The organism is Mesorhizobium sp. W067, assembly GCF_054719525.1.
Map to the genome: position 1 here is coordinate 2627719 of NZ_JBTTII010000001.1, position 13947 is coordinate 2641665.

Consider the following 13947-nt stretch of genomic DNA (forward strand, 5'->3'; position numbering starts at 1 on the left):
TCAGCGCGCGTATTTGACGCCGAACCCCAGCGCTACGACAGAGAACAGCGTGATCATGCCGGCGAAGGCCAGGCTTGCCGTCGTCGGAGTGGCCCAACTCGACAGCAGCCCAATGCCGATCACCGGCAGCGCATTGCCGCAGAAGCAGCAGATGAAGAACGCCGACACCAATTCGGCGCGACGCTCGGCAGGTGCGATCTGGCTCACCACCTGCAGGCCGCCGCGATAGCCGAGCGCCGCCGCCACGCCGCACACAGCGGTGGCGGCAACCATCAGGGACATCGACGCGAAAAACTGAGCAGCAACCATCAGCCCTACGGCCGGGATCATCAGCGCCAGCGCGGCCAGCATGCCGGCGCGACTGGACAGTCGGGTCGTGGCCAGAATGGTCGCGGCCGCAACGATCGACAGTTCAAAGAACAGCCCGCCGGCCTCGGCATGGTTGGCCACATGCAGCTGCTGCGCCAGGATGCTCGGCGCCAGGGCTGCATAGAAGCCGACCAGCGCCATGGCGCCGAAGCCGGTGACGGCCGGCGCCACGAAAGCGGCGCGGATATCAGCGGGCACCGACAGCCGCGGCCGCAGCGAAACGTCGACCAGCCTTCCCGGCCGCGAAACGGTTTCCCTGGTGCGCCAGATCAACAGCGTCACCACCACGAGCAAGGCAAGATAGACCGCAAACGTTAGTCTCAACGGCCAGGGCGCATATTCGGCGAGCAGGCCCGATGCCAGCGCGCCGAGGCCAAGGCCAACGAAGTTGGTGCTGGTGGCGATGATTGCCGCGCGCGATTTGTCCTTACCCTCGATCAATTCGGCAAGCCAGGCCGTGCCGGTTCCCGCGCCGACGCCGATGCCAAGGCCGCTCAATATGCGGGCGACATCGAGCCATGCGACGTTCTCGGCCAACAGGAACACCAGCGCGCTGACCACCGCTATGGCCATCGACGCCAGCGCCGCAGGACGGCGGCCAATGCCGTCGGACAAGCGCCCGAACATCAGCAATGCGCCGAGATTGCCGACGACATAGACGGCGTAGACCAGCGTCAGCGTGATCTGCGAGAAACCGAAGGCCTGCTTGTAGATGACGTAAAGCGGCGTCAGCACCGTGCTGCCGGCGAACAGAGCGGCGATCATGGCGGCAACCGCGGCCATCGCGGGCCGGCCATCGAGTCCGTTGTCGCGCGTTATGGTCTCGGCATAGCTGGTCATGGCAACCTCCGGCCAATCGCCCAACGCCCAATTGCGCCCCAACGTCCATGTAAGGATGGCCGTTCCACGCGCCGAACTTCATCCTGACAACCTTGTCAGGATGGTCTTGCCCGAAATCCTCGCTTAACGTCTTTCCATCGAGAAGGAGAATCCATGGGAAAAGGCAGAGTCGAGGCATTCACCGATGGGGTGGTCGCCATCATCATCACCATCATGGTGCTGGAGCTGAAAGTGCCCCATGGGGAGGATTTTTCAGCGCTTCTGCCGCTGTGGCCGATCTTTTTCAGCTATGTCTTGTCGTTCATCAATGTCGGTATCTACTGGAACAATCTGCACAACATGTTCCACACCGTCCAAAGGGTCGACGGCCGCGTGCTGTGGGCCAACCTCAACCTTCTGTTCTGGTTGTCGCTGATGCCGGCGACGACGGCCTTCATGGGCGAGAACCATTTCGCGCCGGTCCCCGTCGCCGTCTATGGCATCGACCTGGTGCTGTGCGCGGTCGCCTACACCTTTCTCGCCACCAAGCTGCACCATTTGCACGGCAACGACACCGCCTTCGCCAAGGCGCTGGGCAATGACCGCAAGGGCAAGATCTCGGTGGCCCTCTACGCCGCCGCCGTCCCGCTTGCCTTCGTCAACCAATGGATCGGCGTTGCGATCTTCGTGCTGGTGGCCGCCGTCTGGTTCGTTCCGGACACGCGTTTTTCGCGGGTGCTGGAAAAGTAGCGTAGGACGCCTCTACTTGCGCATCGCCTTCAGCTTTTCGGCAACCGACGCGGCTAGGTCGGCATAGCGCTCCTCCAGCCGCTCGGCCGCCTTGATGATCGAAAAATCATGGCCGAATTTTTCCAGCGCCATGCGCAATTTCTCGACGAACTCGGCCTGTTTTTCGAGTGCCGAAAACAAGGTCTTCACCTGCGCTTCGCTTATGTCCGGATTGGCAAGCATCTGTGGCACCTCGCGGCCCATCTGGTCGCCGGTGGCGGTCTGCTCCTTCAGGATCGCAACCCAGTCGGTCAATCGGCAGTCTCCTGTTCAGCCGCAGCATGCACAGCCGCCGTTGATGCGGTCAACCCGAACACGCGGGACGGCCTTGCACGATGCGCGTCCCGCGCTAAGTTCGGCGCCACCCGAACCCTAGGAAAAAGATCATGACCTCCGACGCCGAAATCCAATCCGCTTTGCCCGCCCTCAGCCGAGGCAACGTCGCCGTCATCACCGGGGGCGCCAGCGGCATCGGGCTTGCCGCCGCCAAAAGGCTGGCGGCTATGGGCATGAGACTGGTGCTGGCCGACATTGGCGGCGCGCGCCTCGATGCGGCCCGCCAGGCAGTCGCCGCGATCGCCGGCGAGAATGCCGTGCTTGCGGTCGCCACAGACGTCTCGAAGGCCGACGAACTCGGCCGGCTGGCGGAAAAGACGCATGCCGCTTTCGGCGCCGTATCGCTGCTGATGAACAATGCCGGCGTCGGCAACAATCCGGGAAAACCGTGGGAGAACGGCGACGCCTGGAAGCGGCTGATCGACATCAATTTCTGGGGCGTCGTACATGGCGTCGAGGCCTTTGCGCCGGCCATGCTGGCCTCCGGAGAGCCGGGCCTGATCATCAACACCGGCTCCAAGCAAGGCATCACCACGCCACCCGGCAATCTCGCCTACAACGTATCCAAATCGGCATTGAAGACGTTCACCGAAGGCCTGGCGCACGCATTGCGCAACGAGCCGGGCGCGAAGGTCGCGGCGCATCTTCTCATTCCCGGCTTCACCTTCACCGGCCTCACCGAAGGAGCGGTCGAAAAACCCGCTGGCGCCTGGACCGGCGAGCAGGTGGTCGACTTCATGCTGGCTTCGCTGGCGCGCGGGGACTTCTACATCCTGTGCCCCGACAATGAGGTGATGCGGCCGACCGATGAAAAGCGCATGGCCTGGGCGATCGGCGACATCATCGAGAACCGGCCTGCTCTCTCGCGCTGGCACCCCGACCATAAGGACGCTTTCGCGGCCTTTATGGGAAACTGATCGTCGAACTCAGCCAAAGCCGAGACTCAGGCGGGCGCGCGTTTTTTCGCGGTGCGCTTTTGCGCGACGGCCTTCTTGCCCGCCAGTTCGGCGAGCTCGTGGTCATGGCGTTTTGCCGCCCGCTCGCATTTGTCTCTGATCTCCTCGACCTCGGATTCGGTCAGGTGCTCGATGCCGATGAAATGATTGTGGCCCTCGCTGACGCGGATCAGTTCGTCGAGCTTGGCCTGAACCGCGGCGCCGTCGCGGTTCTGGGTGTTCTGAATCAGGAACACCATCAAAAAGGTGATGATCGTCGTTCCCGTGTTGATGACGAGCTGCCACGTATCGGAGAAGCCGAAGAATGGCCCGCTTACCGCCCAGACGATAACGATGGCGCAACAGGCGATGAAAGTCGGCGGCAGGCCCGCCAAGTGCGAAACGGTGTTGGCGATTCTGGTAAACAGCTTTTCGATCATTCACATCCTCAACCGTTCAAAGCGCGACGAGCTGACCAAGGCCGCATTCATCGCTCCAACAATAAACAACCGGCAGCCGCTTCCGGTTCCCTGTCGCAGAGGGCATCGCTGGTGCAATTGTATGCACGCCAAAGGCGCAGCGCCGTGAAAAGCCGCCTTATCGGTTTGTTGCCATTAGTCACCATGCAGGCCAAAACCTGTTCGTTCCGCTTCACGGCGGATTTGTCTCCAAGCCCCTTCCGCTGCGCCACCCCCGCATGGCGGAAGGGGTCCGTTGCGTTGCCGCAGACCGGCGGAACTCTTCCCGACACGTGCCGTTCAGAATTTTGGCGCCAGGATTTCGGCCAGCCAGTCGATGAAACCGCGCACGCGCGGCGAGCTCTCAGGAATGCTCTTGCTCCCAACGATCGAGGAAATCCTCAATCGGCAAGGCCTGCATGTCGGGAACCGCTTTGGCGAGTTTCTCCGGCGGCCAGTCCCACCAGGCAAGGCTTTCGATCCGCGCCGCGATCTCGGAGGGAAAGCGCATGCGCAACGGCTTCGCCGGTACGCCGGCGACGATTGTGTAGGCCGGCACATCCCGCGTCACCACCGAATTGGCGCCGATGATGGCGCCATTGCCGATGCTGATCTCGGGCATGATGACGGCGCCATGGCCGATCCAGACATCATTGCCGATGCCGACCGCCTTGGCCTGCCGCCGCGCGCGGAACGCCGCGTCGACGCCCAGCCAGCGGAAATACTCGTTCGGCCGGTAGCTGAGCTTGTGCTGCGTGATCCGCTCGATCGGATGCTCCAAGGCATTGATGCGGCTGTTGGCGGCGATCGAGCAGAATTTTCCGATCGTCGTGTAGATCGCCTCGGCGTGGCGCTCGAAATAGGAGAAATCGCCGACATTGACCTCGCGCAGCACCACCCGTTCGCCGATCGAGGCATAGCGGCCAAGCTTGCACGCTTTCAGCTCCGCGGTCGAATGGATGCGCGGCTCGGGATCTTTCAGGACGAGGTTTTCGGTACGGTCCATCTGGCGGATTTACCCCCGCGCAATTGCGGAAGCAATTGTCGCGTTGCGCCCGGAGGATCGTTATTTCGGCTTGCCGCCGGTCCACACCACGTTCTGGCCGAACAGCGGCACGGTCGTCACCGACATTTTCGCCGAGCCGTCCTGCACTTGGCGCGAATGCGAGAGATAGATCAGCGTCTCGTTCTTCTTGTCGTAGATGCGGTTCACCACCTGCTTCTTCCAGATCAGGCTGATGCCTTGCTTGAACACCTCTTCGCCGCCCTCGCTCATGTCGATGTCGCCGATGGTGATCGGCCCGGTCTGGCGGCAGGAGATCGAGGAATCAGACGGATCCTCGAACCAGTTGCCCTTGTGCAGCCGGTCGATGACGCTGCGGTCGAAATAGGAGACATGGCAGGTCACGCCGTCGATCTTGGGATCCTTGATCGCCTCGACGATGATGTCGTTGCCGACCCAATCGACGCCGACCTTGCCGACTTCCTCTGCCGCTGCGGCACCGGCGCCAAGGGCAATGCATGCGGCCAGCGCGCCGCCGATCAGTTTCTGCCCAATCCGTCTCTGCCCAGTCCGTCTTTGCAAGGGAGCCTCCTCAGGTTCAGTTTGCCGGTCTCAGGTGGGATAAGGGCCAGCTGTTTGCAAGGTAGCGCCCAGCCCGGTTGCGGCAACGCGGCATCTTTGCCTTGCCCCCTGCGACCGGCTAAGACTGCCGGCAGAGAGGCGCCGATCCGGCGCTCGATGATTTCTGCTACGGACAATTCCTGATGATGCGTTCAATTCTGGTCGGCATTCTCGTTCTGATGGCGGCGGGCATCGGCTGGCTCACCTTTGACTTCTATCGCGGCCACTATGGTGGCGAACCGTATGGCGCGCCATTCACGCTGGTCGACCAGAAAGGCGCGCCAATCACCGAAGCCGCCTTCCGGGGAAAACCCAGCATCGTCTTCTTCGGCTTCACCCATTGCCCGGAAGTCTGCCCGACCACTTTGTTCGAAATGGCCGGCTGGCTGAAGACGCTGGGCGACGACGGCAAGAACCTCAACGCCTACTTCGTTACCGTCGATCCAGAGCGCGACACGCCGCCTGTGATGAACACTTACGTCAGCAATTTCTCCGACCGCATCGTCGGCATATCGGGCGATCCCGACAAGGTGCACGCCATGGCGAAGTCCTTCAACATCTACTGGAAGAAGGTCGACACCGGCGACGGCGATTATACGATGGACCACACCGCCTCGGCGCTGCTGCTCAATGCCAAGGGCGAGTTTTCGGGCACCATCGCCTATGGCGAAAGCGCCGATACCGCGATTGCCAAGCTGAAGCGGCTGGCAGCAGGCTAGGCATGATCCCTAAATGTGGAATCCGGTTTTCTCGGACAGAAAAGTGTTGTCCAGAGATCATGCTCAAGCAAGAGACCAACTGATGGGTCAGACCAGGCTCCACTTCATCGCTGGGAAGATCGAGGCCGACCGCATCTTTGCCGCGCTCGAGCCGGCTTTCGAGGATGAAGGCCTGCCGATCGCCGTGCTCGAAGTCGATGAAGACCGCGACATCTATGAGGTTTCGCTCTACACCGACGGCAATGTCGACGCGGTTGAGGCGCGGCTAAAAGACAGCCTTGTGGGACTGTCCCTGTCGAAGCCGATCGAGCGCGAGGTTTTGCCCGACATCGACTGGGTGGCGCGCTCGCTGGAGGGACTGAAGCCGGTGCGCGCCGGACGTTTCTTCGTCCATGGCGCGCATGACCGCCGGAAGCGCCACAGCGGCGAACTCGCCATCGAGATCGAGGCCGGCCTTGCCTTCGGCACCGGCCATCACGGCACCACGGCCGGCTGCCTCGAAATGCTGGAACGGGTCGTGCGCCGCGAACGTCCCAGGAATGCCCTCGACCTCGGCACCGGCAGCGCGGTGCTGGCAATCGCCGTCGCCAAACTGGCGCATATTCCGGTGCTGGCGACCGACATCGATCCGATCGCCGTCAGGGTCGCCGCCGCCAATGCCCGCCTCAACCACGTCAAGGCGCTGGTTGAAACGGTGACGGCGCCCGGCTTCCACCACCCGATCTTCGGCAAGCGCGCGCCTTTCGACCTCATCGTCGCCAACATATTGGCGCGGCCGCTGATGCGGCTGGCGCCTGAGATGGCCAGGCACATCAGCCTCGGCGGCTCGATCGTGTTGTCCGGCATCCTCGAGCGCCAATGCAATGCGGTGATCTCGGCCTATGTCGGCCAGAATTTCCGGCATGTCAGGACCTTGCATCGCGAAGGCTGGGTGACGATCCACCTGAAGCACTGAGACGCAACGCGCTTTGGACCAATCCGAGCCTGTTGCGATTGGCGAAAATCGATTCCGGTTTTCCGGGTCATGCGCTACGGTCGCGCCCGATACAGGAGGCATACCATGTTCCAGACCTTCGATTCCGCAGGCGACCCGAGCGTCGGCAAGCCGCGCGTGACGTTGCTGCGGCGATGGCTGGCGGATAATGGCCTCGACGGTTTCCTGGTGCCGCGCGCGGACGAGCACCAGGGCGAATATGTCGCCGATCGCTCGGCGCGGCTGAAATGGTTGACCGGCTTCAGCGGCTCGGCCGGCGTAGCACTTGTGCAGCGTGACCGCGCCTTCATGTTCGTCGATGGCCGCTATACCTTGCAAGTGCGCCACGAAGTCGATCTCGACATTTTTGCAATCGAGAGTCTCGTCGACAACCCGCCGGCCTCCTGGATCAAGGACAATCTCGGCAAGGGCGCCAGGCTTGGCTTCGACCCCTGGCTGCACACGATCGCTGAGGTCAAGGCGCTGAAAACCTCGGCCGAGCAATCCGGCGCGACGCTGGTGCCGCTCGACAGGAACCCGATCGACATCATCTGGAAGGATCAGCCGGCACCACCAGCGGCGCCAGTCGAAATCCACCCGATCGGCTTTGCCGGGGAACTGGCGAAGGACAAGCTGGCGCGGCTGGCGGCGGCAATCGGCAAGGAGGGCGCGACGCACGCCGTGCTCACCGACCCCTCCTCGATCGCCTGGGCCCTCAACATCCGTGGCGGCGACGTGCCGCACACGCCGCTGGCGCTCGGCTTTGCGATCCTTGCAGCAGATGGCAAGCACCAGCTGTTCATGGACCAGCGCAAGTTTTCGCGCACGGTTGCCGCCTATCTCACCCAACTCGCCGATCTGTACGAGCCCGGCGAATTCGAGGCGGCGGTCGCAGCCCTTGCCAAGGGCGGCGCCAAGATCGCGCTCGATCCGGTACTGGCGGCGGAAAAGCTGAGAATGCTGGTCGAGGACAATGGCGGCACATTTGTTTCAGCAGCCGATCCCGCCCGCATTCCGCGCGCCACCAAGAACCAGGCGGAAATCGCCGGCAGCCGCGCCGCGCACCGCCGAGACGGGGCGGCGGTGGCGAAACTGCTGTGCTGGCTGGAACGGCAAAAGCCGGGCACGCTCGACGAAATAACCGTTGTCACCAAGCTGGAGGAGGTGCGCCGGCAGACCGGCGAGGAAACGCAGATGCCGCTGCGCGACGTCTCCTTCGACACCATTTCCGGCAGCGGTCCGAACGGCGCCATCATGCACTACCGCGTGTCGCGCGCCACCAACCGCGAGCTGGCAAAGGGCGAGCTGTTCCTGCTCGATTCCGGCGCCCAGTATCAGGACGGCACCACCGATATCACCCGCACGGTGCCGATCGGCCAGCCGACCGAGGAGATGCGCGAGCGCTTTACGCTGGTGCTGAAGGGCATGATCGGCATTTCCACGCTGCGCTTTCCCGCCGGCACGCGCGGCTCGGAAATCGACGCGGTGGCGCGCATGGCGCTGTGGAAGCATGGCTGCGACTTTGCCCACGGCACCGGCCACGGCGTCGGCTCGTATCTGGCCGTGCATGAAGGGCCGCAGCGCATCGCCCGCACCGGCACCGAAAAGCTGCTCGCCGGCATGATGCTGTCCAACGAGCCCGGCTATTACAAGGAAGGCTCCTACGGCATCCGCATCGAGAACCTGATCCTGGTGACGCCGGCTGAACCGGTGGAGGGCGGCGACATCGCCATGCACGGTTTCGAGACGCTGACGCTGGCGCCGATCGATACCAGGCTGATCCGCACCGACCTGCTGACGCGCGAGGAGTTGCACTGGCTGGATACTTACCATGCCTGGGTGCTGGCCGAGATCGGCCCGATGCTCGACGGCGAGACGCTGGCCTGGCTGGAGAAGGCAACAGCGCCGCTGCCGCACGACGCGAAGATCTGAAATGAGCTTCTTTCTCCCCGTCACTATACGGGGAGGTGAGGAGCGGTCCGCGAAGCGGACGAAAAGCCAATTGCTTGGCTTTTCGAGTGACGAACGCCCGGCAGGGCAATGAGCGGCGGCGCCGACAGTTCGAAACTGTTCCGCGCGCAGGCGCCCTATGCCACAAACTGCCGGGCGAGGATCAGCACCACCGCCCCGGCCAGAAACATCGCCATCAGGCCGCCGCGCAGCGAGACCACAGCCGCGACGACCAGTGCCGCCCATTCCGCCGGTCCGGCGCTGAGTGCGGCGGGCGCCACCAGCGTCGTCAGCACCGCCGCCGGCACTGCGTTCAAGCCGGCCTCGACGCGTGGATGGATGTGGTCGAAACGCGAGATCACCAGATGGCCGCCGACGCGGGTGAGATAGGTGGCGAGCGCGCCGGCAATGATGATCCACAAAGTCGCGCTCATCGTTTTGCCTCCACGCCGCTATGGTGCGGCGGCAGGATGACGGCCAGAAGCACGCCGGCAGCGGCGCCGACGGAGACGTGCCAGGGCGATCCCACAGTTTGGTAGGCAATGATCGACGCGGCGGCGCTGGCGATCACCACCGGCAGCCAGAGCGGCCGCTTGCGAAAGCCCATGACCAGCCCGAGGAAATAGATCGGCAGCAGGAAATCGATGCCGAGCGCATGCGTGTCGGGGATCAGCTTGCCGAAAACCGCGCCCAGCGCGCTTTCGATCCCCCAGAACACATACACCGGCAGGCCAAGGCCCATATACCAGGCAAAGCCAACGGTCTCGCCGGCTTCGGCCCTGCGCTCGGCCACCGCGAACTGCGGATCGGTGAGCACGAAATAGCCCAGCGCTTGGCTGATAACCGGCCAGTGCGCGATTCGCCGGCCGATGCTGGCGGAGTAAAGCACGTGACGGAAGTTTACCGCGAAGATCGACAGCACGATCAGCCATGGCGCGACATGCTGGCCGAACAATTCGATGCCGACCATCTGGCTGGCGCCGCCGAAGATCAGCGCGCTCATCAAGAAAGCTTCGAGAACGGAAAAGCCGTTGTCGACGGCGATGGCGCCGAACAGCAGCCCAAATGGCGCCGCGGCGACAACCACCGGCATCGACAGCCGCACGCCGTCCCAGAAGTCGCTGGCCACGGAATTTTCGCTTAAGGTCTCTGCCGACATGTCACATTCCCATCTCGCGCTGCTATGTAGGAGCCGGCGTTTGAAAAGTCAGACGAATTCGCTTGAGCCAACAAATCAGCGAAACTGATGTTGTAAAAACAGGTAAGGGGTTCGGATGATCGCTTATGATTTCACCGGCAGGCACGCGGTCGTCACCGGCGCCGGTGGCGGCATGGGCGAGGCGATCTCGCTGGCGCTGCTCGAGGCCGGCGCCTCGGTCACCGCCATCGACGTCAAGCCGCGTCCGGCGTCGCTTGCCGCCTATGACGACCGGCTCACCTTTGCCCAGGGCGACCTCACCGACGCCGCCTTTGTCGAGCAGACCATCAATGCCGCGGGCCGCGAGCGCGGCGGCATCGACTATCTCGCCAATGTCGCAGGCGTGCTCTGGTTCGGCCGCGACAAGTCGGCCCTCGAGATGGACCTTGATGTCTGGGACCAGGTCTTCAACATCAATCTGAAATCCTTCGTGCACACGGCGCGTGCCGTCGTTCCGCACATGCGCGCTGGCGGGCGCGGCGGCGCCATGGTGCATTTTTCCACCATCCAGTGGTATCGCGGCGACCCGACCCCGCAGGATGCCTACCAGGCCTCCAAGGCCGGAGTCTGTGCACTGTCGAAGTCGCTCGCCATGCAGCTTGCCGGTGACCGCATCCGCTCCAACTCCATCTGCCCGGGCATGGCGTTGACGCCGCTGCAGGCGCGCTGGGACACCGAGGAGAAACGCGCGGCCGTTGCCAATTATGCGCCGCTCGGCCGCATCGGCACGCCGCAGGACATGGCCAATGCCACGCTCTTCCTGCTTTCCGATGCGGCAAGCTACATCACCGGCATCGAGCTGGCAGTCGACGGTGGGCTTTTGATGCGGATGTAGCCGTGCAGTGCGCCGGGCTGATTTAGCTCCGCGGTGCCGTGCCCTGGATCGCCCTGCCCCAGTCGAGCAGCGGCTTGGCGCGCAAGGCGAAATCGACAAGCTCGTCGACCAGCGTCGGCGCGTGAATTCCAGCCGGATCGATCATGTGCTGGACATAGAAGTGCCGGTTGCGGATGGCGTCGACAAGATCGGGTTCGTTGACCTGCTCGAAGCCGCGCGGCGTGCGCTTCATGCGGCCCTCGGTTTCGAGTTCGAAGCCGTTTTTCCTAAGGGTTGAAAGCAGTTTTCGGAAGTCGGCCGGCCGGGCGATGATCGCCTTGCGCATCGCCAGCAGCAGGGACGGCTCCGGATTCCACCAGGCGACATCGGCAAAGCAGCGGTCGATCCCGACATAGACGAAGAACACGCCCTGCTCCATCTTGGTGCCATCCGGTGACAGCATGGCCGACAAATGCTGGTTGTAGGGCCGTTTGTCCTTGGCGAAGCGCACGTCGCGGTTGATGCGAAACAGCGATTTCTTGCGGTCTCCGCGCAAGCCCAGACCCGCCGCCGCGAAGCGCTCGGTCAGCGTCTCGACCAGATCGCAGAACGGCTCATGCAACTCGCTGTCGTAAAGCGCGCGGTTTTCCTGGAACCATTCGCGGCTCTGGTGGAAGTCGAGCGCCTTGAGGAACGGGATGGCTTTTTGCCCGAACCCTTTGAACGAACCGGCGGTCATGCCTTGCCGACCCTTTGCAGCCAGGTGTCCTCGTCGATGACTTCGACGCCGAGTTCGCTGGCCTGCTTCAGTTTGGAGCCGGCGCCCGGCCCGGCCACCAGCAGATCGGTCTTCGCCGACACCGAACCCGCCACCTTGGCGCCGAGCCGTTCGGCCATCGCCTTGGCTTCGGAGCGTGTCATCTTTTCCAGCGTGCCGGTGAAGACGATGGTCTTGCCGGCAACCTCGCTGTCGGTCGACACGGTGACGACATACGGCTTCGGCTTGACCTGTTCGAGCAGTCTGTCGAGCACGTCGTCATTGCGTTCATTGCCGAAGAAATCGCGCAACGCATCGATCACTGTATCGCCAATGCCGTTGATGGAGGGGAAGACGCTGTGCGGATCCTCAGCCGCCGCCGTTTCCTTGCCGACGCGGATCAGCTCCTCGATGGTCGAAAACGTCCGGGCAAGCACGGCCGCCGTCGTTTCGCCGATATGGCGGATGCCGAGTGCGAAGATGAAGCGGTCGAGCTCCGGCTGGCGGCGCGAATCGATGGCCGCGAACAGCTTGTCGAGACCTTCATAATTGCGGTCCTCGACACCGCGCACATTCTTGCGCGCCTTGCCCGATGCCGCCTCGCGCAGCCGCGCCTGCTCCTCGCGCCGCTCGGCCAGCGCCCTGGTGACGGCCGGGCGGCGATCCCTCAGGGTAAAGATATCGGCGGAGGTCTTGACCAGTCCCGAATTGAAGAACAGGTCGATATTCTCGGCGCCCAGCCCCTCGATGTCGAGCGCGCCGCGCGACACGAAATGACGCAGCCGTTCCACGGCCTGGGCGGCGCAGATCAGCTCGCCGGTGCAGCGCCGGCGCGAATCCTCCTTGCCGGTCTTCTCGTTGATTTCGCGCGTCGCCGGCGAGCCGCAGACCGGACAAATGTGCGGGAATTCGTAAGGCACCGCATCAGCCGGCCGCTTGTCGACGACGACGCTGACGATCTGCGGAATGACATCGCCCGCCCGTTGTATGACAACCGTGTCACCGATGCGGACATCGATGCCGTCGCGAATCGGCAAGCCGTTGCTGTCAAAACCCTTGATGTAGTCCTCATTGTGCAGCGTGACGTTTTCGACCACCACGCCGCCGACCGTGACCGGCGCTAGCCGCGCCACCGGCGCCAGCGTACCGGTACGGCCGACCTGGATGTCGATCTTCTGCACCGTCGTCATCGCCTGTTCGGCCGGGAATTTATGCGCAACCGCCCAGCGCGGCTCGCCGGTGACAAAGCCCCAGCGACGCTGCAATTCCAGCTGGTCGACCTTGTAGACGACACCGTCGATGTCGTAGCCGAGCGACGAACGCAGCTCCTCGATCTTGTGGTAGTGCGCGATCAGCTCCTCGACAGACTTCGCCCGCACCATCAATGGGCTGACCTTGAACCCCCATTCGGCGAATTTCTGCACCGAATCATATTGGGTCGGCGCCGGATCCGCTGTCGTATAGCCCCAGGCATAGGCAAAAAATTTAAGATTGCGGCTGGCGGTGACGGACGCATCCTTCTGTCGCAAGGAGCCCGCTGCCGTATTGCGCGGATTGACATAGTCCTGGCCGCCCACCGCCGCCGAGCGGGCCTTCAGTGCCTCGAATTCCGCATAGGTCATGTAGACCTCGCCGCGGATCTCGATGGTCTCGGGCCAGCCCGATCCTTTGAGCTTGGCGGGGATGTCGGCGATGGTCCTGAGATTGGCGGTGATGTCCTCGCCGACAGTGCCGTCGCCGCGCGTAGCACCCTGCACGAACACACCGCGTTCATAGCGCAGCGACGCCGACAGGCCGTCGATCTTCGGCTCGGCCGTAAACGCGATGTCGAGATCCTTGTCGCGGTCGAAGAAGCGCCGGCCACGCTCGATGAAATCGGTGACGTCCTCGTCTGTGTAGGCCTTGGCGAGGCTGAGCATCGGCACCGCATGGCGCACCTTGGCAAAGCCTTCCGCCGGCGCGGCGCCGACCCGCAGCGAGGGCGAATCCTCGCGCACCAGACCGGGAAACCGCTCCTCGATGGCAAGATTGCGCCGCCGCAGCGCGTCATATTCCGCGTCCGTAATCGTCGGCGCGTCCTCGGCATGATAGCGCGTGTCATGACCGGCGATCTCCTCGGCCAGCCGCTGGAGCTCATCCGCGGCTTCGCTTTCGCTCAACGATTCGACTGGTTTTTCAGACATGCAGCGGTCCCTGGACAGTGGCG

15 protein-coding genes are annotated in these 13947 nt (G+C 63.4%); 6 read left to right on the forward strand and 9 right to left on the reverse strand.

Features of this window, described 5'->3' with window-relative positions; all coding sequences use genetic code 11:
* Nucleotides 1–1209 (reverse strand): MFS transporter, encoded by a 1209-nt coding sequence (locus tag ACYG97_RS12980; protein ID WP_023712448.1) that lies wholly within the window; start codon nt 1207–1209, stop codon nt 1–3.
* Between the two features lie 153 nt (nt 1210–1362).
* Between ACYG97_RS12980 and ACYG97_RS12985 the strand changes: the two genes are divergently transcribed.
* Complete coding sequence (locus ACYG97_RS12985) at nt 1363–1938, forward strand: TMEM175 family protein (protein WP_023682120.1); 576 nt, start codon at nt 1363–1365, stop codon at nt 1936–1938.
* A gap of 12 nt (nt 1939–1950) precedes the next feature.
* Here the strand turns inward: ACYG97_RS12985 and ACYG97_RS12990 are convergent, their stop codons facing one another.
* A complete protein-coding gene (locus tag ACYG97_RS12990; RefSeq protein ID WP_023668298.1) occupies nt 1951–2232 on the reverse strand; it encodes a hypothetical protein in 282 nt (93 codons plus the stop codon).
* A gap of 131 nt (nt 2233–2363) precedes the next feature.
* On the opposite strand from ACYG97_RS12990, the gene ACYG97_RS12995 reads away from it, so the two are divergent.
* The gene (locus ACYG97_RS12995) at nt 2364–3230 is read left to right on the forward strand and encodes an SDR family NAD(P)-dependent oxidoreductase (protein WP_023682121.1); all 867 of its coding nucleotides are present in this window, start codon (nt 2364–2366) and stop codon (nt 3228–3230) included.
* 26 nt (nt 3231–3256) lie between these two features.
* On the opposite strand, the gene ACYG97_RS13000 is transcribed toward ACYG97_RS12995, so the two are convergent.
* From ACYG97_RS13000 to ACYG97_RS13010, 3 genes are all read right to left on the reverse strand, one after another.
* Complete coding sequence (locus ACYG97_RS13000; RefSeq protein ID WP_023750938.1) at nt 3257–3688, reverse strand: low affinity iron permease family protein; 432 nt, start codon at nt 3686–3688, stop codon at nt 3257–3259.
* A gap of 382 nt (nt 3689–4070) precedes the next feature.
* Nucleotides 4071–4712 (reverse strand): LbetaH domain-containing protein, encoded by a 642-nt coding sequence (locus ACYG97_RS13005; protein ID WP_023733062.1) that lies wholly within the window; start codon nt 4710–4712, stop codon nt 4071–4073.
* 60 nt (nt 4713–4772) lie between these two features.
* The gene (locus ACYG97_RS13010; protein WP_023753104.1) at nt 4773–5291 is read right to left on the reverse strand and encodes a CreA family protein; all 519 of its coding nucleotides are present in this window, start codon (nt 5289–5291) and stop codon (nt 4773–4775) included.
* A gap of 182 nt (nt 5292–5473) precedes the next feature.
* Between ACYG97_RS13010 and ACYG97_RS13015 the strand changes: the two genes are divergently transcribed.
* From ACYG97_RS13015 to ACYG97_RS13025, 3 genes are all read left to right on the forward strand, one after another.
* The gene (locus tag ACYG97_RS13015; RefSeq protein WP_023697009.1) at nt 5474–6049 is read left to right on the forward strand and encodes an SCO family protein; all 576 of its coding nucleotides are present in this window, start codon (nt 5474–5476) and stop codon (nt 6047–6049) included.
* Between the two features lie 82 nt (nt 6050–6131).
* Nucleotides 6132–7004 carry a 50S ribosomal protein L11 methyltransferase gene (locus ACYG97_RS13020; protein WP_023733063.1) on the forward strand — a complete coding sequence of 291 codons (873 nt, stop codon included), beginning with the start codon at nt 6132–6134 and terminating at the stop codon, nt 7002–7004.
* A 105-nt stretch (nt 7005–7109) separates the two neighbouring features.
* Nucleotides 7110–8954 carry an aminopeptidase P family protein gene (locus ACYG97_RS13025; RefSeq protein ID WP_023733064.1) on the forward strand — a complete coding sequence of 615 codons (1845 nt, stop codon included), beginning with the start codon at nt 7110–7112 and terminating at the stop codon, nt 8952–8954.
* Between the two features lie 155 nt (nt 8955–9109).
* Here ACYG97_RS13025 and ACYG97_RS13030 read toward each other — a convergent pair whose 3' ends face one another.
* Both ACYG97_RS13030 and ACYG97_RS13035 read right to left on the reverse strand, forming a co-directional pair.
* Nucleotides 9110–9406, reverse strand: a complete 297-nt coding sequence (locus ACYG97_RS13030) for an AzlD family protein (RefSeq protein ID WP_023688042.1) — start codon at nt 9404–9406, stop codon at nt 9110–9112.
* Nucleotides 9403–10131 (reverse strand): AzlC family ABC transporter permease, encoded by a 729-nt coding sequence (locus tag ACYG97_RS13035; RefSeq protein WP_023733065.1) that lies wholly within the window; start codon nt 10129–10131, stop codon nt 9403–9405. Before ACYG97_RS13035 ends, ACYG97_RS13030 begins: the two co-directional genes overlap by 4 nt.
* Nucleotides 10132–10246: 115 nt before the next feature.
* On the opposite strand from ACYG97_RS13035, the gene ACYG97_RS13040 reads away from it, so the two are divergent.
* Nucleotides 10247–11005 carry an SDR family NAD(P)-dependent oxidoreductase gene (locus ACYG97_RS13040; RefSeq protein ID WP_023733066.1) on the forward strand — a complete coding sequence of 253 codons (759 nt, stop codon included), beginning with the start codon at nt 10247–10249 and terminating at the stop codon, nt 11003–11005.
* A 22-nt stretch (nt 11006–11027) separates the two neighbouring features.
* Here ACYG97_RS13040 and ACYG97_RS13045 read toward each other — a convergent pair whose 3' ends face one another.
* Together ACYG97_RS13045 and ligA are read right to left on the reverse strand one after the other, a co-directional pair.
* Complete coding sequence (locus tag ACYG97_RS13045) at nt 11028–11723, reverse strand: DUF2461 domain-containing protein (protein ID WP_023733067.1); 696 nt, start codon at nt 11721–11723, stop codon at nt 11028–11030.
* On the reverse strand, nt 11720–13924 hold the full coding sequence (ligA, locus tag ACYG97_RS13050; protein WP_023733068.1) for an NAD-dependent DNA ligase LigA: 2205 nt from the start codon (nt 13922–13924) through the stop codon (nt 11720–11722). Before ligA ends, ACYG97_RS13045 begins: the two co-directional genes overlap by 4 nt.
* Nucleotides 13925–13947: the final 23 nt, after the last annotated feature.